This window comes from Amycolatopsis japonica (assembly GCF_000732925.1).
Lineage (GTDB): Bacteria > Actinomycetota > Actinomycetes > Mycobacteriales > Pseudonocardiaceae > Amycolatopsis > Amycolatopsis japonica.
In genome coordinates, this window is record NZ_CP008953.1 from 4,562,128 (window position 1) to 4,585,324 (window position 23,197).

Annotated in this window: 23 protein-coding genes; 5 read left to right on the top strand and 18 right to left on the bottom strand. The window is 70.8% G+C overall.

The window, feature by feature from the left end; translation table 11 throughout:
• Positions 1-9 precede the first annotated feature (9 nt).
• The 11 genes from AJAP_RS21150 to AJAP_RS21200 form a co-directional block, all read right to left on the bottom strand.
• Positions 10-993 (bottom strand): FecCD family ABC transporter permease, encoded by a 984-nt coding sequence (locus AJAP_RS21150; RefSeq protein WP_038514450.1) that lies wholly within the window; start codon positions 991-993, stop codon positions 10-12.
• On the bottom strand, positions 990-1,994 hold the full coding sequence (locus tag AJAP_RS21155) for an ABC transporter substrate-binding protein (RefSeq protein WP_038514453.1): 1,005 nt from the start codon (positions 1,992-1,994) through the stop codon (positions 990-992). Before AJAP_RS21155 ends, AJAP_RS21150 begins: the two co-directional genes overlap by 4 nt.
• 27 nt (positions 1,995-2,021) lie before the next feature.
• Positions 2,022-2,876 (bottom strand): siderophore-interacting protein, encoded by an 855-nt coding sequence (locus AJAP_RS21160; RefSeq protein ID WP_038514455.1) that lies wholly within the window; start codon positions 2,874-2,876, stop codon positions 2,022-2,024.
• Positions 2,873-3,106, bottom strand: a complete 234-nt coding sequence (locus AJAP_RS21165) for a phosphopantetheine-binding protein (RefSeq protein ID WP_038514458.1) — start codon at positions 3,104-3,106, stop codon at positions 2,873-2,875. The genes AJAP_RS21160 and AJAP_RS21165 overlap by 4 nt, the downstream gene beginning before the upstream one ends.
• Positions 3,103-3,774, bottom strand: coding sequence for an isochorismatase family protein (locus AJAP_RS21170; RefSeq protein ID WP_038514460.1), 672 nt, complete (start codon positions 3,772-3,774; stop codon positions 3,103-3,105). The genes AJAP_RS21165 and AJAP_RS21170 overlap by 4 nt, the downstream gene beginning before the upstream one ends.
• Positions 3,771-5,393 (bottom strand): (2,3-dihydroxybenzoyl)adenylate synthase, encoded by a 1,623-nt coding sequence (locus AJAP_RS21175; RefSeq protein WP_038514464.1) that lies wholly within the window; start codon positions 5,391-5,393, stop codon positions 3,771-3,773. The genes AJAP_RS21170 and AJAP_RS21175 overlap by 4 nt, the downstream gene beginning before the upstream one ends.
• A complete protein-coding gene (locus AJAP_RS21180; RefSeq protein ID WP_038514467.1) occupies positions 5,390-6,583 on the bottom strand; it encodes an isochorismate synthase in 1,194 nt (397 codons plus the stop codon). The genes AJAP_RS21175 and AJAP_RS21180 overlap by 4 nt, the downstream gene beginning before the upstream one ends.
• 130 nt (positions 6,584-6,713) lie before the next feature.
• Positions 6,714-7,463, bottom strand: coding sequence for a 2,3-dihydro-2,3-dihydroxybenzoate dehydrogenase (gene dhbA / locus AJAP_RS21185; protein WP_038514470.1), 750 nt, complete (start codon positions 7,461-7,463; stop codon positions 6,714-6,716).
• A gap of 631 nt (positions 7,464-8,094) precedes the next feature.
• Entirely contained in the window at positions 8,095-8,556 is a 462-nt protein-coding gene (locus AJAP_RS21190; protein ID WP_038514473.1) for a GerMN domain-containing protein, read from the bottom strand.
• Positions 8,553-9,959 (bottom strand): ATP-binding protein, encoded by a 1,407-nt coding sequence (locus AJAP_RS21195; RefSeq protein ID WP_038514475.1) that lies wholly within the window; start codon positions 9,957-9,959, stop codon positions 8,553-8,555. The genes AJAP_RS21190 and AJAP_RS21195 overlap by 4 nt, the downstream gene beginning before the upstream one ends.
• On the bottom strand, positions 9,956-10,690 hold the full coding sequence (locus AJAP_RS21200; protein WP_038514478.1) for a response regulator transcription factor: 735 nt from the start codon (positions 10,688-10,690) through the stop codon (positions 9,956-9,958). The genes AJAP_RS21195 and AJAP_RS21200 overlap by 4 nt, the downstream gene beginning before the upstream one ends.
• A gap of 154 nt (positions 10,691-10,844) precedes the next feature.
• Between AJAP_RS21200 and AJAP_RS21205 the strand changes: the two genes are divergently transcribed.
• Positions 10,845-11,345, top strand: coding sequence for a M15 family metallopeptidase domain-containing protein (locus AJAP_RS21205; protein ID WP_038523544.1), 501 nt, complete (start codon positions 10,845-10,847; stop codon positions 11,343-11,345).
• Here the strand turns inward: AJAP_RS21205 and AJAP_RS21210 are convergent.
• Positions 11,335-12,336 (bottom strand): saccharopine dehydrogenase family protein, encoded by a 1,002-nt coding sequence (locus tag AJAP_RS21210; RefSeq protein ID WP_038514480.1) that lies wholly within the window; start codon positions 12,334-12,336, stop codon positions 11,335-11,337. The genes AJAP_RS21205 and AJAP_RS21210 overlap by 11 nt on opposite strands.
• A gap of 99 nt (positions 12,337-12,435) precedes the next feature.
• Here AJAP_RS21210 and AJAP_RS21215 point away from each other — a divergent pair, with 99 nt between their 5' ends.
• Positions 12,436-13,356 carry a helix-turn-helix domain-containing protein gene (locus AJAP_RS21215; RefSeq protein WP_051972538.1) on the top strand — a complete coding sequence of 307 codons (921 nt, stop codon included), beginning with the start codon at positions 12,436-12,438 and terminating at the stop codon, positions 13,354-13,356.
• Between the two features lie 233 nt (positions 13,357-13,589).
• The gene (locus AJAP_RS21220) at positions 13,590-14,495 is read left to right on the top strand and encodes a hypothetical protein (protein ID WP_148311538.1); all 906 of its coding nucleotides are present in this window, start codon (positions 13,590-13,592) and stop codon (positions 14,493-14,495) included.
• Here AJAP_RS21220 and AJAP_RS21225 read toward each other — a convergent pair.
• From AJAP_RS21225 to AJAP_RS21240, 4 genes are read right to left on the bottom strand one after another with little or no spacing between them, the layout of a single operon-like run.
• A complete protein-coding gene (locus AJAP_RS21225; RefSeq protein ID WP_038514485.1) occupies positions 14,492-15,313 on the bottom strand; it encodes an SGNH/GDSL hydrolase family protein in 822 nt (273 codons plus the stop codon). The genes AJAP_RS21220 and AJAP_RS21225 overlap by 4 nt on opposite strands.
• Before the next feature lie 10 nt (positions 15,314-15,323).
• Positions 15,324-16,580 (bottom strand): carboxyl transferase domain-containing protein, encoded by a 1,257-nt coding sequence (locus AJAP_RS21230; RefSeq protein WP_038514488.1) that lies wholly within the window; start codon positions 16,578-16,580, stop codon positions 15,324-15,326.
• The gene (locus tag AJAP_RS21235) at positions 16,573-17,988 is read right to left on the bottom strand and encodes an acyl-CoA synthetase (RefSeq protein WP_038514491.1); all 1,416 of its coding nucleotides are present in this window, start codon (positions 17,986-17,988) and stop codon (positions 16,573-16,575) included. The genes AJAP_RS21230 and AJAP_RS21235 overlap by 8 nt, the downstream gene beginning before the upstream one ends.
• Before the next feature lie 11 nt (positions 17,989-17,999).
• The gene (locus tag AJAP_RS21240; protein ID WP_038514494.1) at positions 18,000-19,277 is read right to left on the bottom strand and encodes an SLC13 family permease; all 1,278 of its coding nucleotides are present in this window, start codon (positions 19,275-19,277) and stop codon (positions 18,000-18,002) included.
• A gap of 145 nt (positions 19,278-19,422) precedes the next feature.
• Here AJAP_RS21240 and AJAP_RS21245 point away from each other — a divergent pair, with 145 nt between their 5' ends.
• Complete coding sequence (locus AJAP_RS21245) at positions 19,423-20,127, top strand: FadR/GntR family transcriptional regulator (RefSeq protein WP_038514497.1); 705 nt, start codon at positions 19,423-19,425, stop codon at positions 20,125-20,127.
• Between the two features lie 195 nt (positions 20,128-20,322).
• Here AJAP_RS21245 and AJAP_RS21250 read toward each other — a convergent pair whose 3' ends face one another.
• Complete coding sequence (locus AJAP_RS21250) at positions 20,323-21,501, bottom strand: aminotransferase-like domain-containing protein (protein WP_038514498.1); 1,179 nt, start codon at positions 21,499-21,501, stop codon at positions 20,323-20,325.
• Positions 21,502-21,612: 111 nt separating this feature from the next.
• On the opposite strand from AJAP_RS21250, the gene AJAP_RS21255 reads away from it, so the two are divergent.
• Entirely contained in the window at positions 21,613-21,963 is a 351-nt protein-coding gene (locus AJAP_RS21255; RefSeq protein WP_038523550.1) for a hypothetical protein, read from the top strand.
• Here AJAP_RS21255 and AJAP_RS21260 read toward each other — a convergent pair.
• On the bottom strand, positions 21,960-23,183 hold the full coding sequence (locus AJAP_RS21260) for an FAD-binding protein (protein WP_038514501.1): 1,224 nt from the start codon (positions 23,181-23,183) through the stop codon (positions 21,960-21,962). The two genes, AJAP_RS21255 and AJAP_RS21260, sit on opposite strands and share 4 nt — an antisense overlap.
• Between the last annotated feature and the right edge of the window lie 14 nt (positions 23,184-23,197).

Here is a 23,197-nt window from a genome sequence, read left to right on the forward strand (position 1 = left end):
CGAGTGTGCTCACAGCGGCGCCGCCCCGTATTTGCGGACGGCCCAGATCAGCACCGGACCGCCGAGGAACGCGGTCACGATCGCCACCGGCACCTCACCGGTCGGCAGCAGGACCCGGGAGCCGACGTCCGCGGCCAGCATCAGGACCGGGCCGAGCAGCGCGGCGAACGCGATCAGCCACGGGATCGACGCGCCCGCCACCCGCCGGGCCAGATGCGGCACGATCAGCCCGACGAACAGGATCGGCCCGGCCAGCGCGGTCGCCGCGCCCGCCATCAGCGTGATCAGCAGCAGGGTGACCGTCCGGACGCGCGCGACGTTCGCGCCGAGCGTATGCGCGACCGTCTCGCCGAGCGCGATCGCGTTCAGCTGGCGGCTCACCGCGAACGCGCCCAGCAGGGACAGGCCGATGACGATCAGCGGGACCGTGGTCGGCGCCTGTTCGCGACCGGCCAGCGAACCCACCGACCAGAACCGGTAGACGTCGAAGGTGTCCGGGAAAAGCAGCCGCAGGCCGAGGGTGAGACCCAGCAGCACGGCGCTCAACGCGGTCCCGGCGAGTACGAGCCGCAACGGCGACTTGCTGCCGACCGCGTACACCAGCGCCGAAGCGCCGACCGCGCCCAGCACCGCCAGACCCAGTTCGGCGGGTGCCGACGCGGCCAGACCGAACGAAGACCCCACCGCGATGGCGAACCCGGCCCCGGCGGTCACGCCGAGCACGCCGGGTTCGGCCAAAGCGTTGCGGGACAAGGCCTGCACGAGCACGCCGCCGACGGCGAGCGCCGCGCCGACCCCGATCGCCAGCACCGCCCTCGGCATCCGGATGTCCAGGACCACCGCCCGGTCACTCGGATTCCCCTCGCCCAGCAGGGCGCGCACGACCTCGCCGGGGGCGATGGCGTGCGCGCCGATGCCGACGCTCAGCACGGCGACCACGACGAGCCCGAGCAGTGCGGCGCCGAGCAGCGCGGACCGCCCGGTTGTGGTCACTGCTTGAGCAGCGGCGCGAACGCCTGGTCGACGGCGTCCAAAGTGGACGTCGCGGCCCGGTAGGTGGCGGCCTCGGTGAAGCGGAACGGGTAGACCTTGCCCGCCTTCACCGCGGGGAGTTCCTTCCACAGCGGCGAATCGAGGACGTACTTGACCGGCGCGGGCACGGAACCGTCGGCGGCGACCGAGTAGGTGATCGCGTCGGCCTGGGCGAACGCGGTCGACAGTTCCTCGATCGACGGGTACTCGCTGACGTCCTTCGAGCCGCCGCCCTTGACCTTGACCTGGCCGTAGTACGTGGCACCGATGTCCTGCGCGATGTTGGTGCCCCAGGAACCGTTGAACTCACGCTGGAAGTTGCCCTTGGCGACCTCGCCGTAGGCACCGACGTGGCCCAGCTTCAGCTGCGGCACCACGGCCTTGTACTTCTCGGCCAGCGCCTTGGCCTTGGTGTCGTACGCGGTCTTCAGGGCGTCGAACCCGGCGGCCGCGCCGGCGGCGTCGGCCTGCTTGCGCGACAGCTCACGCCACATCGACGGAACCGACGGGCCGATCGCCACGACCGGCGCGATCGCTTCGAGCCGCTTGATGTCGATGTCGGCGAGCACCGGCTTCGGCACGCCGATCACGATGAGATCCGGATCCGCCTGCGCGATCGCCTCGTAGTTCGTCTCCGACGCCGACTCGCCCGCGACCTTCGCCAGCTCGTCGTACTTCTTGCGCTCCTGCTCGTTGAACAGCGGGATCCCGCGCTTCCAGCTGGACACCCCGACCAGCGGCGCGCCCGCTTCGAGCAGGGCGGGCACGGCGTAGCCGGTGGCGATGACCCGCTTCGGCGAGACCGGGATGGTGATCTGGCCGTTGTCGGCGGCGAACACCCGGGTCTGACCGCCGTCGGCGGCCTTGCCGTCTTCGCCCGCACCGCAGGCGGTGGCCGCGGTCGCGACCGTCAGCGCGAGCGCGATCGCTCCGGCGAGGCGTCGGGTTCTAGTGGTGCGCATGGATTTCCTCGTTCTTCTTGGTGGGGATCAGTGGTCGTGCTCGTCGTCGAAGTCCGCGACGCCGCGTTTCCAGTAGCCGGTCACGTCGTGGTCGTCCTTGCCGAGCCCGAGGTCGTTCTTGAGCCAGCGGCGAAGCGGTTTGATCTGCCCCGCTTCACCGGCGACCCAGGCGTAAAGCCGTTCCCCGGCGGGAACCTCGATCGTCTGGACGGCACGGGCGAGGACATCGGAGGCGCCCGGCGCGATGTCGCCTCGATGCAGCCAGTGCACCTCGACGTCTTCGGGCGCGGAGAGCTCGATCTCCTCGCTCGCGCCGGTGACTTCGATGAACGCCCAGCCCGCGGCGGTACGCGGCAGTTCTTCGAGCCAGCGCGCGATCGCGGGCAGCGCGGTGACGTCGCCCGCGAGCAGGTAGCGGTCGTAGTTGTGCGGCACGATCAGCCCGCCGGGCGGACCGGCGACGTGCACCGGCGTGCCGGGCGTGACCTTCTCGGCCCAGCCGGAGCCGAGCCCGCCTTCGTGCAGCGCGACGTCGAGGTCGAGCTCCCCGGAAGCCGGGTCGTACCGGCGCACCGTGTACTCGCGCGACGTCGGCGACGGCTTCGGCCAACGCAGCATGTCGCCGTCCTGCACCGGGAGCCGCGGCTCGGGGTCCAGTTCGGGGAACAGGATCTTCACGTGTTCGTCGGGCGAATGCGCCTCGAAACCCGCCGTCCCCGGTCCGCCGAGCGTGACCCGGAGGAGCCCGGAACCGATCATCTCGGTACGCACGACCTCGGCCTGCCGGATGCGGATCGGATACGGAACCTTCTCCGCATGCCGTCCCGCACGGACCTCGGCGATGCGCTCCAAGTGCCGGTGGCGATGGTCGGCGCGGCTCACGTCGCGCTCCCGGTGAGGACCCGCGTCCAGTGGCCGAGGGTCGGCTGCTCGGCGAGGTCGGCGAATTCGAGCGTGTCGGCACCCTCGGTGCGCCACTGCTCGACCAGGCCCATGATCCGCATCGAGTCGAGGCCGAGATCGGTGAGGTCGGTCTCCGGCTTCAGCTCGGCCGGGTCGCAGCCGAGCAGTTCGGCGACGTCGGCGTGGATCTTCTGGACGGTCAAGCTCATCGCTGTGCTCCCGCGTGGATGGGGGCCAGCGCGGCGAGCGCGGCGGCCGTGGTGGTCAGTGCGCCGCAGCGCTGGGCGACGTACTCGCAGGCCTGGTCGTGGCGCTCGCGGGAGAAGTCCGCGACCGCGTCGCCGACCAGGAACGGCTGGATGTCGCGCATGAACGCCTCGACGGCGGTGGCCTGGCAGCCGATATGCGCGTAGACACCGGTGATCAGCAACTGGTCCCGGCCCGCTTCGGCGAGCTGCTCGGTGAACGTGCTGCGCTGGAACGCGCTGTAGCGCCACTTCGTCAGGACCTTGTCCCCCGGCTTCGGGGCGAGCTCGGCCACCACGTCGGCCGCGGCCGGATCGTCGTCGATGACCGCGCCGATCCCGTCGCCCCAGAACTCGGTGAGCAGGCCGCGGTCCTCGGCGGCCTGGTGACCGGGCTGCGCGGTGTAGAACACCGGGACGCCCGCGGCACGGGCGGCGTCGGCCAGCGCGGCGATGTTCGCGACCATCTCCGGGACCGGGGATCCCGCGTACGGCGCGAGGAAGTACCGCTGCGCGTCGTGGACCAGCAGCGCGGCACGGGCGGCGTCGGGTTTCCAGCCGACCCGTCCGGCGGGCAGCTCGGCCTCCGTCGGGAGGGCGTAGGGCTCGATCTTGGGCAGTGACACGTTCACTTCTCCTTCGCCAGAGCGGCCAGCGCCGCCCGCAGCTCGCGTTTGCTGGTCTTGCCGACGCCGGTCACCGGGAACTCCGGCACCACCTGGACCAGATCGGGCACCTTGAACGCCGCGACCCCGCGCTCGCGGACGAACCGGCGCAGCTCCGCCGCGGCGGGTTCGGCGCCGGCCGCGGGGACGACGTAGGCGCAGGTGCGCTCGCCCAGGTACGGGTCCGGCACCGCGACGACGGCGGCGTCGAGCACGCCGGGGTGGGCCATCAGGTGGTTCTCGACCTCTTCCGCGGCCACCTTCTCGCCGCCGCGGTTGATCTGCTCCTTGGCCCGGCCGACCACTTCCAGATGTCCCGACGGATGCCGCCGCACGAGATCACCGGTGCGGTAGAAACCGTCCTCGGTGAACGCGGTCTTGTTGTGCTCCTCGGCGCGGTAATAGCCGCGGATCGTGTACGGCCCCCGGGTCAGCAGCGCGCCGATCTCCCCCGGCGCGACCACATCGTCCGAAGTGGACAGTGGGTCGTCCGGGTTCACGACGCGGATCTCGTCGTCCGGCGAGATCGGCCTTCCCTGCGTTGCGAGGACGTACTCGTCCGGGTCGTCGAGCCGGGTGTAGCAGACCAGTCCCTCGGCCATGCCGAACACCTGCTGCAGACGGCACCCCAGCGCGGGCCCGATCTTCTCGGCCAGTTCACGGGCGCATTTCGCGCCGCCGACCAGCAGGACGTCCAAAGAGGACAGATCGCGGGTGGTCCGCCCGGCCGCTTGCGCCCACGCGGCGGCCAGCGGCGGCACGAGCCCGGTGATCGTCACACCTTCGGCCTCGATGAGCCGGAACGCGGTGTCGGCGTCGGGACGCGGCGCGAACACCGTCGCCGCGCCCGCGTGCAGCGCGCCGAGCAGACCGGGTGAGCTGAGCGGGAAGTTGTGCGCCACTGGCAACGCGGCGAGGTACACGCTTTCCGGGCGCAGACCGCAGATCCGGGCGCTTTCCCGGACGCTGTAGAGGTAGTCGTCGTGCGTGCGCGGGATCAGCTTGGGCAGGCCGGTGCTCCCGCCCGACAACTGGAGGAACGCGACGCCTGCCGGATCGGGATCCGGCAGGGCGCGCGGAGTCGCCGCTTCGAGCACGGCGAATTCCTCCGTGCCGACGACGAAGACGTTGCGCACCGAGGAGATCTCGGCGGCGACCGCGCGGGCCATGGCCGCGTGGTCGAACCGTTCGTGTTCGCCGACGGTCAGGATCGCCGCGGCCTCGCTCTGCTCGGCGAAATGCCGTAGTTCGCTCGCGCGATGCGCGGGCAGCGCGAACACCGGCAGCGCGCCTGCCCGCCACAGTCCGAACACGACGGACGCGAACTCCGGCACGTTCGGCAATTGGACGACGACCCGGTCACCGGCCCGGATCCCGGCTCCGGTGAATCCCGCGGCGAGCCGGTGCGCCCGCTCGTCGAGTTCGGCGAACGTCCAGCGGGCGTTCTCGCCGATCACGGCGAGACGCTCGGCGTAGGCCTCGGCGAGGCCGGTCAGCAGCTTGCCGAAGGTCTGGCCGCGCCAGTATCCCGAAGCCCGGTAGCGCGCCGCGGTTTCCGGCGGCCAGGGCACGTGGTCGGCGGTCATTCCACTCCCTCCAGACCGAGGGCCCGCAGCATGGTGCCGAATTTCGCCCCGGTCTCGGCGAGTTCGGCCGCAGGATCGGAACCCGCCACCACTCCCGCTCCGGCGAACAGCCGGACGGTCCGGTCACGGACTTCGGCGCAGCGGATGGTGACGACCCATTCGCCGTCACCGTCCTGGTCGGTCCAGCCGACGAGACCCGCGTAATAGCCGCGATCCTCGGGTTCGAGCGCGGCGATGGTGTCGCGGGCGAGTCCGGTCGGGACTCCGCAGACAGCCGGTGTCGGATGCAAGGCCTCGGCCAGCCCGAGCGCGGACGAACCGGCGTCGGTCACGTCGGCGAGCCGTCCGCTGATCTTGGTCGAGAGGTGCCACATCGTGGGCGTGCCGATCACTTCGGGTTCGGCGGGAACGTCGAGGTCGACACAGAACCGGCCCAGCACTTCGGCCACCTGGGCGGCGACGTGCGCGTGTTCGGCACGGTCCTTTTCGGACGCCAGCAGATCATCGACGCGGCGGGCGTTTTCGACGTCGTCGGCCACCCGCGGCCGTGATCCCGCGAGCGGATTGGCCGTGACGACGCGACCGCGGCGGGAGACCAGGAGCTCCGGGCTCGCGCCGATCAGGGTGCGCGGCGCGGGATCCCCCGGTGCGCTGACGTCGACGGCGAAAGCGTGGGCGGCCGGGTCCGCGTGGACGAGACGCGCCAGCAGCCGCGGCACGGCGACGGGGTCACCGCCGGTGACGTCGAGACAGCGGGCCAGCACGATCTTGCGGAGGTCACCGTCGCGGATCTCGTCCAGCGCCTTCGCCACGGCAGTGGTGTAGACCTCCGGCGCGGGCCGCGGCGACACCGTCCAGCTCCCGCCGAGCGGCGCGACCGGACCACTCGCCTTCGGTGGTCCTGCCTTGCGTACCAGGGCGGGCACCACCAGGCTGCTCGGCGCGTCGGGCCGGAATCCGATCGCGCCGGCGACGACGGGTTCGGTCACTCCCGCCACGAGAGCGGCGTCGAGGACTTCGGCGGCCGCACGGGCACGCCGGCCCGGCGCCGCGTGGACCGGCGCGTACACGCCGTCGGCGAGCAGCGATCCTCGAGCGGACGAGTAGTAGAACGATCCGGGCAGGTACGCCGCCAGCAGATCGGCCGCCTGATGGACCGGCCTTGGTCGGGCCGGTGCAGGTGAGGACACGACTGGATTCCCTTTCGCGAATACTACTGACCGAACAGGCGCCCGTGATACCCCAGTACGAAAGCGCCGACTTTTCGGTTAGCCTAACCTAATCGTACGGACCCGAAAAGTCTTCGTTGCGTCATCGAGATCACGCGCGGAGCGTCGCGCCACCGTCGACGTAGAGGTTCTGCATCGTGATGTGCCGAGCGCGATCGGAAGCCAAAAACAGGACGGCGTCGGCGATATCGGCGGGTTCGGCTATCCGGCCCAGTGGTATGCCGACACGGTATTGCTCCGGATTTCCCGCGATGACACGGTCCGCACCGTTCTCGTCCGTCCACAGTAGACGCTGCATGTCGGTGTCGGTCGAACCGGGCGAGACGATGTTGCAGCGGATACCGGAACCGGCGAGTTCGAGCCCGAGACAGCGGGTCAGCATCGTCGCCGCGGCTTTCGAAGCGGCGTACGCGGCCATCCCGCTGCGTGGGACTCCCGCCGCGTTCGACCCGACCGTCACCAGCACACCGCTCCGGCGCGGCAGCATCCGGCGGGAAATCTCGCGGAGCACGGTGAAGACGCCGGTGGAGTTGACCGCGAAGGTCGCCGCCCAGTCCTCGTCGCTCGTGTCGCAAACGGACCCGGGCTTCAGCACACCCGCGACGGACGCCCCGATGCCGATCGGCCCGAGTTCGTTTTCGACCTCGCCGACCACCCGCGCGACGGCGGCGGGATCCCCGACGTCCGCGACGAACGAGGTCACCCCGCCCCGGGAAGCGCTTTCGGCCAGGTCCACCGCCGCCACGATCGCGCCGGCCTCGGCGAGCCCGTCCACGACGGCCGCCCCGATCCCGCGCGCGCCTCCGGTGACGAGCGCGACCTTGCCCTCGATCCCTTCCACGCCACAACCACCCCACGTCCCGTTTGCTTAGCCTTGCCTAAGCTGGCGGGCCGAACCGGACAAAGCGAGGGACCGACACCGGTGATTCGGGCCACTCCTTCTTCAAGCCTGGACGGCAAAATTGCCGTCGTGCATGCGTTCCATGTGTGCATGGCCGCGGTCCGTGAAGTGCCGACGCAGCACCGGCCACCGAGTTGGTCGGGGTGGTCGTGAGTGGCGATTCGTGTTCTAACCCGAATCGCCACTCACGACCACCTGTATCGAGACGGTGGCTTCGCGTGATTGGGCGGACGGCACGTGTGATCCGACGGACGACACGTGTGATCCGACGGACGACACGCTCGCGGCGCAGCTTTCGCCGTGAGTCGTCCGTCCAGACACGCGTGTCGTCCATCTGATCACGTGTGCCGTCCATCCAGTCACACAAGACCGCCAGTAGGTACTCAGGACACGGTTGGTTCTGACCCGAATCGCCACTCACGACGCGTTCGGCGGGCTCGTTGCCGGCGCCGGGGCTCGCCTGAAGTACATGAAGGCCCCCTTCCTGTACCTAGGCGCAAGGAAGGGGGCCTTCATGTACTTGGGCAGCTGAGACGCTCTTGGCCCTAAACCGAATCGCCACACGCGCCCCCTAGCCAGGCAAGGGACAAGACAGCGGACCGCGCACGGATCCCCCGCCCTGCAACGTGATCTGCGCGCTTCCGCCGAAGGAATCCCTGGCGGTGCACACGATCTGATCGACCGCCTTCGACGACAACCCGGCGACGCCGACCGACAGCGTCACCGTGACCCCGTTCGGCGCGGGCGTCTGGTCCAGCACCGCCGTGCCGGTCGGGACTTCCGTGGTGTATTGCCGTTCCCGCTCGCTCTCGTCCGGTCCGGCGGCGAGCAGGTCGACGGGGCTTGCCGGGGGCAACTCCTCGGCGAGCGGGCGCAGCACCCGGACCGGTTGCCCACCGGACAGGAAGTAGAGCACCGCGGCGTTGGCGGGCCCCACCGGTGCGGGCGCGCCGGCGATCACGGCACTGGGCCGGACGCCGCAACCCGCGACCGTCGAGACGAGCAGAAGTGCCGCGAGCCAGGTCTTCCTCATGCCGTCCCTCCCCGCCGGGGCAAGCGCAGGGTGAACACCGCGCCGCCGTCGGTACCGTTGGCCGCGCTCAACATCCCGCCGTGCAGACGGGCGTTCTCCCAGGCGATCGCCAGCCCGAGTCCACTGCCGCCGGACCTCGCCCTCGCCGAATCCGCCTTGTAGAACCGGTCGAACACGTGCGGCAGCACCTCGGGCGCCAGTCCGGGACCACGATCCGAGACCTCCACCGTGATCTGCTCCCCCGCTTCGGAAAGCCGGAGCGAGACCGGCTTTTCCCCGTGCCGCAACGCGTTCCCGACCAGATTCGCCACGATGACGTCCACCCGCCGGGGATCCCACTCGGCGAAGATCCCGGAGGGCAGATCTCCCTCCACCTCGCCCGTCCAGCCCCGGATGCGCAGGCTCGCCGTGATCACCTCGGCGACGTCGACCTCTTCCCGTGCCAGCGCGGCTGCCCCGGCGTCGAAGCGGGAGACCTCGATGAGGTCGTTCACCAGCCGCGTCAGGTTGTGCGTCTCCTCGATGCTCATCTTCGCCGCGCGCCCGGCGTCCCCCGGCAGACTCGACGCCTCCTGCTCCAGCACGTCCGCGACCGCGGTCATCGCGGCCAGCGGGGTGCGCAGTTCGTGCGAGACGTCGGCGACGAACCGCCGCGCGTCGGCTTCCATCCGTTCCAGCTCCCCGACGTGGCGTTCCAGCGATTCGGCCGTCTCGTTGAACGTCCGCGCCACCCCGGCCAGTTCGTCCGAGCCGCGGACGCCGACCCGCGCCCGCAGGTCGCCCTCGCCCAGCCGCCGCGCCGCGTCACCCAGTTCCCGCACCGGCCGCAGGACACCGCGGGCGGCCAGCAGCGCCAGCCCGATGGCGAAAACGAGCGCCACGCCGCCGATCAGCCAGGCGCGCGTGGCGAGTTCGTCGATACTCGTCGCCTCCGGCACCATGCTGCGCGCGATATAGGCCTCGATACCCGAATCCCGTTGCTGCCCACCGGGAAGCAACACCGTGAACCTCGTGCCCACCACCAGCATCGGCGTGCCGCCGGCGTCGACCCGTTGCCAGGCGACGTTTCCGGCCCGGACCCGCTCGCGAAGCTCCGGTGAGATCAGCGACCGCATCTGCTGGTTCCCGCTGGCCCTGTCCTCGAACAGGACCAGCGAGCTCAGCTGACGATCGGACAGTTCGCCGCTGATCCGGCTCAGCGTCCCGTCACCCGGCGGCAGCGGGCCGAGCGGGAACAGCGCGGTGGCCTTGTCGACCAGCACGCGGGCGGTGGCGTCCTGAGCCTGCTGGAGGATCAGGGTCCGGGACTGGACGTAGCCGCCTCCGGCGACCGTCGCCGCGGTGATCACGACCAGCAGACTGAACGCCAGGAGCAGCCGGGTGCGCAGACCCCCAAGCTTCACAGCGGCCCGAACCGGTAGCCGAACCCGCGGACCGTCTGCACGTACACCGGCGCGGACGAGTCGTCCTCGATCTTCGCGCGCAGCCGCTGCACACAGGCGTCGACGACCCGGGAATCGCCGAAGTAGCCGTGCTCCCACACGCTTTCCAGAAGGTACTGGCGGCTGAGCACCCGTCCGGGGACCTGGGTGAGTTCGAGCAGCAGCCGCAGTTCGGTCGGGGCGAGGGCGAGCGGCTTGTCCGCCTTGGTCACCGTCAGCCCGGCACGGTCGATGCCGAGATCGCCGTGACGCTCGATCTCGACGGGCGCGGGCACCGCGGGCGCCGGTTGCCCGGTGCGGCGCAGCACCGCGCGGATCCTGGCCTCCAATACCTGGGCCCTGGCGGGTTTGACCACGTAGTCGTCCGCGCCGGCGGCGAGCCCGGCCACCACGTCGATGTCCTCGTTGCGCGCGGTGAGCATGATGATCGGCAGATCGCCCGCCGCGCGGATGCGGCGGCAGACCTCGAAGCCGTCGAGTCCGGGCAGCATGAGGTCCAGCACGACGATGTCCGGCGGCCGTGAAGCGAGCCGGGCGAGGCCCTCCTCGCCGGTGGCCACCGCGTCGACCGCGTGGCCGCGTCCGCCCAGCGCCATGCTGAGCCCGTCACGCACGGCTTGGTCGTCCTCGATGAGCAGCACCCTGGGCATGCCGACGACTATCGCAGCGCCGGACGGAATCCGCTCGTCCATGACACGCCATGGTGCCCGCCCTGTTTCCGCGGAACGTCCACGGAATGTCATCGTTGCGTCACGACGTGATCCGTGCGGAACGGTGACATTTTCGTCGGCGTCCGCGCACTTCGCCGCGATCGGGTTCGGACAGGCGGCGGCGACCGTTGACGGCATGAAAGAACTCGTGCTCGCGGCGATCACCCGCGTCCTCGCGGTACTGCTGCTGATCCCGGCGTGGCTGGCCTCCCCCAGCCAGGCCCGCCGTCTCGCCTGCGGATGGGCGCTGTCGCTGCGCTTCCCCGCCGAGAACCTCGCCGGGCTCACCCCCGGAACACTCGCCGCGTTCACCGACGCCAGAACCGAGGCGTTCTGGCGGCATCGCACGCTCCTCGGCGTCACCTCGGGACATCGCGACGCCGCCGAGCAGCATCGGCTGTTCCTCGCCGAGGCCGGGCGAAAGCGGGTCTTGCCGCCCAAGGATTCCGCGCACGTCCGAGGCACCGCGCTGGACGTCCGGCCGCGTGAGGGCGCGCAGTGGCTGGAAGACCACGGCGCCCGCTTCGCCCTCTACCGGATCTACGACAACGAATGGTGGCATTTCGAGTACCGGCCCGGCGAGGCTCCGCCCGCACGGTTGCCGCATCCGGGCTGGCAGGCCGGTGTCAGCCGGTGACGGTGATCCGCGGCGCCAGCGCCGCCAGGAAACCGGGCGCGTCGAAGATCTCGCCCGCCGAAACGACCCCGGTGGCCTTGACCCGCCCGTCGAGCACGCGCTGCACGGCCTCCACCACCAGCGGCGCCGTGATCGCGTAGATGTCCTGGCCCCGCGCGACGATCCGCCGTTCCTCACCGCCGGACCGCACGACGACGTCGACCACGAACTCCTCGGCGGACGGGCCGTCCGCGGCACGTGTCGGCGTCTCGGGCGTCACCACCTCGCGGGCCGCGTTCACGGTCATGTACGTGGTCACTTCGGGGATGTCGAGGTGGCTCGGGACGGTGACGACGTCGGCCATCGTGAACTCGCCGAGCACGGCGCGGGTCCCGAACGGCGCGGGGAAGTCCCAGTCCAGCTCCGGCAGCGCGTCCTCGCGGCGTTCGATCCGGCCGCCGGAGAACCGGATCCGCTTGCCGTCACGTCGTTCCCGCGAGACCTTGCCCGCCGCGCGGGTCCCCTCCGTCGGATGCCAGCTGCTCAGCGCGTACGCGATATGCGCTTCGTCCGCGGAAGTCCACTCACCCATCGCGGCGGTGACCATCAGGTCGCCGAGCCCGCCGAAGAACGCCATCGCCGGGATCACCGTTGCTCCCCCGGCACGCTCGCCGAAGTCCGCGAAGGTGTCCATGTTCGCTTCGAGTTCCGCGGCCACGTCCAGGTACGGGACGCCGGCCCGCAGCGCCGCTTCGATCACCGGCGCTGCGGTGTCGGCGAACGGCCCGGCCGCGTTGATCACCGCGTCCGCGCCCGCGAACGCGCGGTCGAGCGAAGCCGGGTCGTCGACCGAAGCCTGGCGGATCTCGACGTCGGACCAAGGCAGGCCGCGCAGTTTGGCCTCGTCGCGCCCCACCGCGAGCACGCCGAAGCCCCGCTCGCGCAATTCCGCCACCACGAACCGCCCGGTGTGCCCGTAGGCCCCGAACACCGCGACGTCGTACGTACCCATGATTTCTCCTGCCCTCGGTCGATCCACTGTGGACCATCCTGTCGGCGGAGCCCGCCGATCGACAGTGTCCGGAACGCCATCATGCGTACACTTTCGGACATGAGTACGGTCGCCCTCGCCGCCACGGACGGCATGCTGCAGTTCGAGCTGTCCATCGCCCACGAGGTCTTCGACACGGGCCTGTACGAATTCGGGGTCTACGGCGCGGAGCCGGTGAAAGTCGGGCGTTTCCTGCTCGAACCGGATCACGGGCTCGATCGCCTCGCGCGCGCCGGCACCGTCATCGTCCCCGGCTGGGCCGACATCGACGTCGATCCGCCCGCGGACCTGGTCGAGGCCGTCCGTGCCGCCCACGAAGCGGGCGCGCGGGTCGCCTCCCTGTGCACGGGCGCGTTCGTCCTGGCGGCCGCCGGCCTGCTCGACGGCCGCCGCGCGACCACGCATTGGGCGCACACCGACGTCCTCGCCGCCCGGTATCCCTCGATCGAGGTCGATCCCGACGTCCTCTACGTCGACAACGGCAGCGTGCTGACCTCGGCGGGCAAGGCCGCCGCGATGGACCTGTGCCTGCACCTGGTCCGTCGCGACCACGGTTCGGCGGTCGCGAACACCGTCGCCCGCCGTCTGGTCGTCCCGCCGCACCGCGCGGGCGGGCAGGCCCAGTTCGTCACCACCCCGGTTCCCGACCAGGACGACCATCCGCTCGGCGGGCTGCTCCCCTGGATCACCGAGCGGCTGGACCGGCCGCTGACCGTCGAGGACCTCGCACGGCAGGCCAGCATGAGTTCCCGCAACCTGGCCCGGCATTTCCGGTCGGCGACTGGGACGACGCCGCTCCGCTGGCTGCTGACCCAGCGCATCCGCCGCGCGCAGGAACTCCTGGAGCGGACCGACGACAGCGTCGACCTGATCGCGGAGGCCACCGGGATGGGCACTGCCGCCACTTTGCGGCGGCACTTCAACCGGACGGTCGGTGTGCCGCCGGACAGCTACCGCCGCACCTTCCGCGCGGCTAAATGATCGGTCTCGGACAGTTTCCCTCCCGCGAGGGGCCGAGCCAGGACCTCGGAGGGAGCCCGGCCGACGATCATCCGGCGAGGCTTGAGGGCATGATCCGCACCGTCCCAAGAAGAGCCTCCCGGCATGACGAAGAGCATGCCGCGCCCGCCACCACGGGCAGCCAGGGCAGCGCCGCCGCGAGGAAGCCGACTACCTGGAGTTCACGGACGCCGCGTGCCCTGCTGGCATGGTCCTTGCTGTACAGCGCGCTCCAGGCGTACTGGACGTTCGTCGCCAGTCCACCCCGGATGTCGCCGGTGGGCGTCGACCTGATCGCGTTCTCCGGATGGAAGGCGATCATGCTCAGCCTCGCCGGGGCGACGATCACCTTCGCCCTGGGGCGAGGTGGGCAGCGGGCCGCTGTGCAGCGGGTCCTGGTGATCGCGTCCTGGGCGGTGAGCGGGATGCTGGTCGTGGCTGCCGCCCTGTTCCTGCTGGACGTGGTGGGCGGACTACTGCCCGGTATAGGCGTGCAGTTCTTTCCACTCGGCTTCCTCAGCCGCACCGCATGCCTGGTGGGAGCAGCACTGATGGCAATGGTGGCCATGACACACACGAGGCGGCTGCGCGGCGCTTGCGCGGCCTGCGGGCGCATCGGCGCGACTCCCCGGATGGAGCGCACACCGGCGTGGGCGAGTGTGGCGGCCTATCTCGCCACCGCGGGCTGCGCCGTACGGATCGGCGCTCAACTCGTGGTGGGGTTCGACAGCGGAGGACTGGGAGTCGGTGTCTCTCTGGTGCTGTTCGAAATCGGGTTCGTTCTCTCGGGCACGTTGCTGCCGTGGGCGCTGGTCCACGACTGGGGCAGGATCTTTCCCCGCTGGGTGCCGGGCCTCGCCGGTCGTCGGGTGCCGCGCTGGCTGGTGCTGGGCCCGGCCGCCGGCATCTCGATCGCGATGATCGTGTACTTCGGGATGATCCTCACCAACATGGCCGGGATCCTGCTGAGCGGCGCGAACGACCTCGGCTTCGGCAAGGGACTGCCGGACGCGTTTTATTGGGTGTCCGTGCCCGTGTACTGGCTGTGGGGCGCTGCCCTCGGATTCGCCGCCCTCGGCTACGGTCGCCGCACCCGTCCCCGCTGCCGCCAGTGCGGCTAGCGCAGCCGTGCCGTGATCAGGTCCGCGACGGCCGCCATCCCTGCCTCGTTCGGGTGGTACGGCACGCGACCCTGCGCGGTCGTGTAGCGCTCCATCCACGGAACGGCGGCGCAGGCGTCGTGGTCGGCGCTGGCCGCGGCCGCCGGGATCAGGGTGGCCCGCTCGTCGCGCGCCGCCCGCCGGGTCGCCGCCGCCAGCCGGTCCGCCACCTCGCGTTCGAAGGCGAGTTGCTCCGGCGTGAGCGGAACGCCGTCGCAGGCGGGCCTGTCGCCCGGAACGATCGTCAGGTAGTCGACGACCAGCACCCGTGCCCGCGGCGCGCGCCGATGGACCGCCGCGACGACGGCGCCGATCTTCTCGTGCACCGTGGTGAGCGCCGTGCGGACGGCGTTCCGGTCGACCTGGCCGCAGTTCGCGCCGCCGGTGTTCTGGCAGCCGTAGGTGAACAGGCTCCCGACGTAGCCGACGTCGTTGCCGCCGATGGTGATCGTCACGAGCCGCGTGTCCCGGGTGACGGCCTCGATCTGCGGCGGCTGCCCGGCCTGTCCGGCGGACAGGATGTTCGCCGTCGTCGCGCCGCTGCAGGTGACATCGGTGAGGGCCAGACCGCGTTGCCCGGCGACGAGACTCGCGTAGTTCTTCGTCGAACGTCCGCACGCCGCCGGGATTCCTGGCTGCTGCGGCGGGATTCCCGGCCCCGCCGCGAAGGAACTGCCCATCGCGACATAGCGGGCAGGCGCGTCCGCCTGCGCCGGCGGAGTGGCCAGAAGGGCGACCGAGGCCGCGGCGAGCACCGCGGCGGATATCCGCTTGAACATGTCGAACCCCTTATCTCGTAAAGGTGACCGGCTCCGATCCCGCGATGCCGTCGATGGCACCGAGGGCGAGCAGATCTTCGGGGCATGGCTTCAGCGCGTCGGCGAGGGCGGGGACGTCTTCTTGGCCCCGCTTGAGGATCCCGGCCGCCAGTTCCGGGGCGATGACGGAGAAACAGGCGTCCGGGGTGAGCCAGATCCGGTCCGCCGAACAGAAGGCGAGCGCGCCGCCCGATCCTCCCTCGCCGATCACCAGGGTGGTGATCGGCACCTCGGCCGCCGCGATCGCGCCGAACAGCTCGGCGATCGCGTTCCCGGCGCCGCCGGTCTCCGCGGCCGGATCGGCGGCGGCGCCCGGGGTGTCGACGAGCGTCAGCACCGGCAGCCCCAGCCGGTCGGCGAGGCGGATCAGCCGGGTCGCCGACCGGAAACCGCCCGGAGTGGTCGGCGTCCCGGTCTGCGCCGCGAACGCGATCGCCCGTCCGCCCCGGCCGCCGATCCCGCAGAGGGTGCCGTCGTCGACGCCGCCCCGGAGGGTGACGCGGGTGTCGAAATAGTCGTCGAGGTAAGCGGCCGCCCGGGGCCGGTCCGCCGACCGGGCGCGCTGGACTGCCTGCCAGCCGTCCGGCGCGGGATCCAGGGCGCCGAGCGCGCGGGGCAGCTCCGCCGGACGGTTGCGGGAACGGCCGGTCAGCTTGCCGAGCCAGACCTCCAGCCGGTCGGCGATCGCGTCCTCGGTCACCAGTTCGTCGACATAGCCGGCCGCGTACTGGCTTTCCGCCGTATAGGCGGGATCGTCCGCGTACCGCGGTGGCCGGACCCGGCGTCCGGCGAAGCCCACCTGGGCGCCGGGCACGGCGAGCACGACGTCGGCGTCGGCGCCGAGGGACGCCCACACGCCGCCGGTGGTGGGGTGTCGCGCGACGGTGATGTGCGGCAGGCCTTCTTGCCGCAACCGCGCGAGACCGCGGGCGATCCGTTGCAGTTGCCGCAGCGCGGGAACGCCTTCCTGCATCCGCGTGCCGCCCGTGGACAGCAGCGAAACGACGGGCAGCCGGTGTGCGCAGGCCTGATCGAGCGCCTCTTCGAGCAGCGCGCCGGTGCCGGTGCCGACCGAGCCGCCGAGGAAGCCGAACTCGAAGCGGATCGTCACGACCTCGTGGCCGCCGAATTTCGCCCGCTCCCAGACGACCGACTCGTCCGTGCCCGTGCGTTCCCTTGCGCGGGCCAGGGAATCGGCGTAACCGTCCCAGCCCAGCGGGTCAGTCATGGAGCGCCCGCTTGAGGACCTTGCCCATCTCGTTGCGGGGCAACGCTTCCAGGTAGCGCACCACCCGCGGCCGCTTGTGCGGTGACAGCAGTCCGGCGACGTGGTCGGCGAGTTCGGCCGCCGTCGGTTTGTCCGCGGCGGGGACGATCCAGGCCACGATGCGCTCGCCGAGGTCGTCGTCCGGCTCCCCGGTGACGGCCGCTTCGGCGACCCCTGGATGTTCCAGGAGCGCGTTCTCGATCTCTCCCGCGCCGATCTTGTAGCCGCCGCTCTTGATCAGGTCGGTGGCGCGGCGGCCGACGATGCGCACGTACCCGTCCGGATCGCGGATCGCCATGTCGCCGGTCTTGAACCAGCCGTCGTGCAGCGCGACTTCCGTGGCGTCCGGCCGGTTCAGGTAGCCGAGGAACAGGTTCGGTCCGCGGACCTCGATCTCGCCGACCGTCTCGCCGTCGAGCGGTTCACCGGCGTCGTCGACCAGCCTCAGTTCGACGCCGGGCACCGGCGGGCCGACCGCACCGGGCCGCCGGTCCCCCGTGGCGCGGACACCGCAGTTCATGAGTGTCTCGGTCATGCCATAGCGTTCGACGACGCGCTGCCCGGTCGCGGCGGTGATCCGCTCGTGGTCGGTCGCGGGCAGGGCCGCCGAACCCGACACGAGCAGCCGCGCCGAGCCCACCCCGGCGGCCAGCGCGGGGTCGGCCTCGCAGTCGGCCGCCAGCCGGTGATACATCGTCGGGACGCCGAAGAGCATCGTCCCTTCCCCGGCGAGTTCCTTCGCGGCGGCTTCACTCGAGAACCGCCCGAGGTGGTGCAGCGAGCCGCCCCGCCGCAGCGGACCGACCACGCCCAGGATCAGGCCGTGCACGTGGAAGAGCGGCAGGGCGTGCACGAGGACGTCGGCTTCGGTCCAGTCCCAGATCTCCGCGAGCGCGTCGAGATTCGACGCCACCGCGCGACGCGGAAGCAGGACGCCCTTCGGTGGGCCGGTGGTGCCCGACGTGTAGATGACGAACGCCGGAGCCTCCGGATCCGGTTCGTCGCCTCGCCACGGTGTGCCTTCGACGTCAAGTTCGACCGGAACCCGTTGTAGCGCCCCGAGTTCCGGCGGCAGCGCGACATCCGGCTCGGCCAGCACGAGATCCGGCGCGCTGTCGGCGATGATGTGCGCCAGTTCGCGTGATCCTGCCTTCGGGTTGATCGGCACCACCGGGACTCCGGCGGTCAGCGCGGCGACGATCGCGACACAGGTACGCAGCGTCGGTGTCGCCCACACCGCGACCCGCGTGCGACCGGCCAGCCCGGCGGCGATCGGGCCCGCGACGGACGCGAGTTCGCCGTAGGTCAGGGATTCGTCACCGAAGCGCAGGGCGACGCGGTCGTTCCCGGCGGTCAGTCCGGACAGCATGGATTTCCTCCTCAGCCCCAGTTGGGCACGACGAACACGAGCCAGGCGATCAGGGGCACGACGGCCACCACGAGTGCCCCGTAGACCAGAAGTTGTTTGAAGAACTTGTCGCGGTCGACGTCCTTCGCGTTGGCGAGGACGAGCGCGCCGTTGGTGGAGAAGGGACTGACGTCCACCATCGTCGCCGAGACCGCGAGGGCGGCGATCATGCCGACCGGCCCGATCGTGCCCTGCGCCAGGAACGGGACGGCGAGCGGGATCAGCGCGCCCATCAGCCCGACCGAAGACGCGAAGGCCGAGACGACACCGCCGATTGAGCACAGGAGGAGCGCCGCGAGCAGCGGGATCCCGACGGTGGTGACCGCGTTGCCGACGTAGTCGATGGTGCCGATCTCCTTCAGCACCGCCACGTAGGTCAGCACTCCGCAGATCAGCAGCACGGTCGGCCAGGTGATCTCGGAGACCGCGGAACGGCTGGTCTTGGGCCACGCGACACTGAGCAGGACGGCGACGGTGATCACGGTCAGCCCGGGGTCGAGGTCGAACACCAGGGTGCCGACCACGAGCGCGATCAACCCGGTCAGCGTCACGATCTTGGGGCCGTCCAAGGGAATGCGCTGTTCGTGCGGCAGCGGCTCCTCGTCGGTCCCGGCTCCGCCCGCGCCCGCGTTGACGAGCTGGCGGCGCCGCAGTTTGGTCCCGCCGAGGACGACGAAGAGGACGCCCGCGATGGCGAGGTTCATGCCCAGGCTGGCGAAGAACAGCACGACGGGGCTGCCGGCGATGTGGTTGCGTTCGACGATCCCGTTGACGATCGAGCCGTAGACGCTGATCGGCGAGAATCCGCCGCCCTGCGCGCCGTGCACGACCATCGCGCCCATGAGCAGCGGGCTGATCTTGTAGCGGGCGGCGAAACCGAGCGCGATCGGCGCGACGATCGCGCAGGCCGCCGGGCTCACCGCGCCGATCGCGGTCAGCGCGCCGGTGACCACGAACATCACCCACGGGATGAGCGCTATCCGGCCCCCGACCAGCCGGACGGCCGCGGCCACCAGCCAGTCGGTGGTGCCGTTGGCCCTGGCGATGGCGAACAGGTAGGTGACCCCCACCAGCACCACGAAGATGTCGCCGGGGAAACCGGCGAAGATGCCGTCGGTGTCCAGTCCACCGGCGAGGGTGCCGACGAGGAACGCGCCGGCGAAGGCCAGCGCCCCCATGTTGATCGAGCGGGTCGTGGCGAGCGCGAAGATCACCACGAGGACGAGGATCGAGATCAGCTGGGCGGACATGACCGTCCTCCTTGACGGCGGGAGCCCCCTGGCGAGTGGCCGAGTGGACTAGTGGCTGAGCCACTTTCCCTGCGAGTGGCTCACCCTGTCAAGGGATGAGTGGTAAATTGGCTGAGCCACTTGTCCAGTCAAGGGAGGGGACCGAGTGCCGGAGGCGTTGAGCCGGTTGAACCGGGCGAAGCTCTACGAGCAGGTCGTCGAGCGGATCAAGGCGCACGTCGAGGCGTCCGGCCTGCACGCGGGAGACAAGCTCCCCAGCGAACGCGATCTCGCCGAGCGGCTCGGGGTCAGCCGCGCGTCGATCAAGCAGGCGATCGTCGTGCTCGAAGTGCAGGGGCTGCTGGAGTCACGCCACGGCGGGGGCACGTACCTGCGCAACGATCACCTCGACGTCGAGCCGGTCGACGAACTCGTCGCCCGTCGCAGCCGGCTTCCGGAAGTGCTCGAAGCCCGGGAAGCGATGGAGACCAAGCTGGCGGAACTGGCCGCGCTGCGGCGATCGGACGAGGATCTCGCCGCCATCGACGCGGCGCTGAAGTTCATGAAATCCGAGATCGAGGACGGCGGGCACGGCGCCGAAGGCGACCGCCGGTTCCACGAAGCGATCACCGCGGCCGCGAACAACGCCCTCCTCGCCGAGTTCATGCGCTCGATCGACACGCAGATCGCGGAAAGCCGGAACGAGTCGCTGCGGCAGCCCGGCAGGCCATGGCGTTCGCTGAGCCAGCACCAGAAGATCGCCGAGGCGATCCGGGCGGGCGCCCCGAAGGCGGCCGCGAACGCGATGCGGCAGCACGTCCAGACCGTCAGCAAGGTCCGCCTGCTGACCTGGGACCCGCAGGCCGACTAACGCACGAGGACACCCCTGTGCAGGGTTGGCCGTTTCGCGTGGCTGGACGGACGACACGCGTGAGCCGATGGACGACGCGCGTGATTGGTTGGACGACACGGCGAGGCGTCCCTCTGGACACGCGTGTCGTCCCGCTGATCACGCGTGTCGTCCATCCGCGCACTGCGGAAGGTACCGAAAACCGGGGTCCGGCGATCAGGGCGACAAGACCTTGCCCAACCGCCGCAACCCTTCGGCGATCGTCTCCGGCCCGTGCGAGGCGAACGACAGCCGCAGCGCCGACCGGTCCGGCTCCCCCACCTGGAACGCCGAGCCCGGCACGTAAGCGACGTCGTGACGCAGCGCCTCGGGCAGCAGCCGGTCCGTGTCCGCACCACCGGGAAGGGTGACCCAGACGAACATCCCGCCGTCCGGGTCGGTCCAGGTCGTTCCGGGCGGCGTGATCGCGGGCAGTTCCGCCATCATCGCGTCACGGCGCACACGGTAGGTCGCGCACAACCGCCGCACGTGCGCGTCGAGGTCCGCGGCGGCCAGATACTCGGCCGCGGCCGCCTGATCGATGGTCGAAGTGTGCAGATCGGTCGCCTGCTTGAGGATCGTGACGCGCCGCAGGAGGTCACTCGGTGCCCGGAACCAGCCCAGCCGCATCCCCGGGGAGATCACCTTCGAGAAGGTGCCGAGGTAGATCGTGCGCCCGGCGAGCTCCGGGCGGGCCGACAGCGGTTCCTCGCGTTCGCCGCGATACCTGAGTTCGTGATACGGGTCATCCTCGACGAGCCAGAACCCGTGGCGCGCGATCACTTCCGCGAGCGCACGCCGCCGCTCCGGGCTGACCGTGCGCCCGGACGGATTCGAGAACGTCGGGACGAGATACAGCAGCGAAGGCCGTTCCCTGGCGGCGATCTCGTCCAGCGCGACCGGGTCGATCCCTTCCTCGTCACCGGGGACGGGCACGATCCGCGCCTCGGCGAGCTGGAAGCATTGCAGCGCCGAGAGGTACACCGGCTCTTCCACCAGCACGGTGGCGCCGGGGTCGAGCAACGCGGTGCTCAGCAGTTGCAGGCCCTGCTGCGAACCCGTGGTGATCAGGAGATCGTCCACAGTGGTCGGGACTCCGCGACCGGACAGCCGCTCCGCGAGCAGCTCACGCAGCCGCGGATTCCCTTCGGTGGGCGAATACTGCAGGGCGCGCTGGGCGGGCCCGTCCGCGAGTGCCCGGTCGAAGGCGGTACGGAGGCCGTCCACATCGAACAGTTCCGGCGCGGGCACGCCGCCGGCGAACGAGATCACGCCCGGACGGGCGGTGAGCGCGAGCAGGTCGCGCACGGGAGAACTGGTGACGCCGTCCATACGACGGGCGAGGGGAAGAGACATGGAAGCTCCTCGGGAGAAACGTGCGACCCCAGTGCAGCAGCCGGGGATCTTCCCGTGCGAGCAGGCAACTACCGCCACGATAGCAGTTTCGCCTGCCCTAGGCTGTTGTTCGTGCCACTCGTGGAAATCACCTACGCGCCCCACCTTCCCGAAGCCACACTGCGCGAACTCGGCTCGGTCCTGCCGCATCTCGTGTCCGTCGCGGTGGAATGCCCCGAGGAGCCCTACGACGGCGACCTCCAGCCGGGCGACGTGGAACTGCGCTTCCGCACCCCCGGACCGTTCGACCGCTTCGGACTCGACCTCCTCGTCGAGGTCCGCTCGAAGTGGTTCCCGAGCCGGGCGGACAACCGCCAGGAGCGGGTGGACCTGCTGCGCACGAGCATCGAGTCCGCGACCGGCATCGACGACGTCGGCGTGTATCTCGCGCTGCCCGTCGCGGCCTGGTCGCAGTCGGACTAGCCCTCCCCGAACACGTGCCGCCGGACGAACGGGCCCCGGAACTTGCCGTCCGGGTCCAGTTCGGTGGCCAGCGCCCGGAAATCGCCCAGCTTCGGGTAATCGGCCGCGCGGTGGAACAGCTTCCCCCAATGCGGCCGGACGTCGAACGGCGCCAGCCGGTCCTCCATGACGGGCAACAGCGCCCGGACCGCGTCCTCGTCCGGCAGCCAGGTGAAATGCAGCGCCACCCGGTCGCCGCCGTGGAACGGGCTGAGCCACAGCTCGTCTCCCGCGACCGTGCGGATCTCCGAGGTGAGCAGGACGGGTGCCAGGCGGTCGCCGATGGCGCGCAGCGCCTCCATCGCCGCGACGGCGTGCCGGACGGGCACGAAGTACTCGGTCTGGAGTTCGTTCCCGATACTGGGCGTGAAATCCAGGCGGAAATGCGGGATCCGTTCGTGCCACGGCCCGGCCACCCCGAGCTGCCGCGTGCAGTTGTCCGCCGGGATGCCCGCCGCGTGGGCCGGATGCCGCGGCCCGTCCGCCGCCTTCGCGCCGAAGAAGTCCGCGCCCGGCCGCCCGGGCCCCTTGACCCAGACCTGGTCGACCTCGTCGCGGGCCCAGTTCGTGAACAGGCTGACGCTGTAACCCGCGTCCTGGATCTCGTCGAAGTGCTCGTACACCGACTCCCAGGGCAGGCCGTCGAAGACGTCCTGGCGGAGATCGAAGGCCGGCACCAGATCGAGGGTCAGCCGCGTCACCACACCCAGCGCGCCGAGTCCGACGACGACCCCGTCGTGCCGGGAGTACGTCTTCACCTCGCCGTCGGCGGTGACGAGCTCCAAACCGGACACGGCGGACGCGAGGCTCTGGTTACGCCGCCCGGAACCGTGGGTCGCCGTCGCGACAGTGCCCGCCACGGTGCAATGCGGCAGCGAAGCGAGGTTGGCCAGCGCGAAACCGGCCGCGTGCACTTGGACGGCGACGTCGCCGTAGCGGGCCGCCGCGGGCACCGTGACCGTCGCCGACTCCGGGTCGACGACGACCTCCGTGCCGAGCGCGGACAAATCGATCAGGACACCACCCGGACAATCCGCGATGTCGTTGAAGCAGTGCCTGCTGCCGAGAGCCTTGACCGCGACCGCCCGGGCGACCGTTTCCCGGACCTCGCCGAGATCGCGCGGGCGAACGATCCGCTCCGCGGTGAAGGTCTGATTGCCCGCCCAGTTCGTCTCGCCCACCAGGCCCAGCCTAG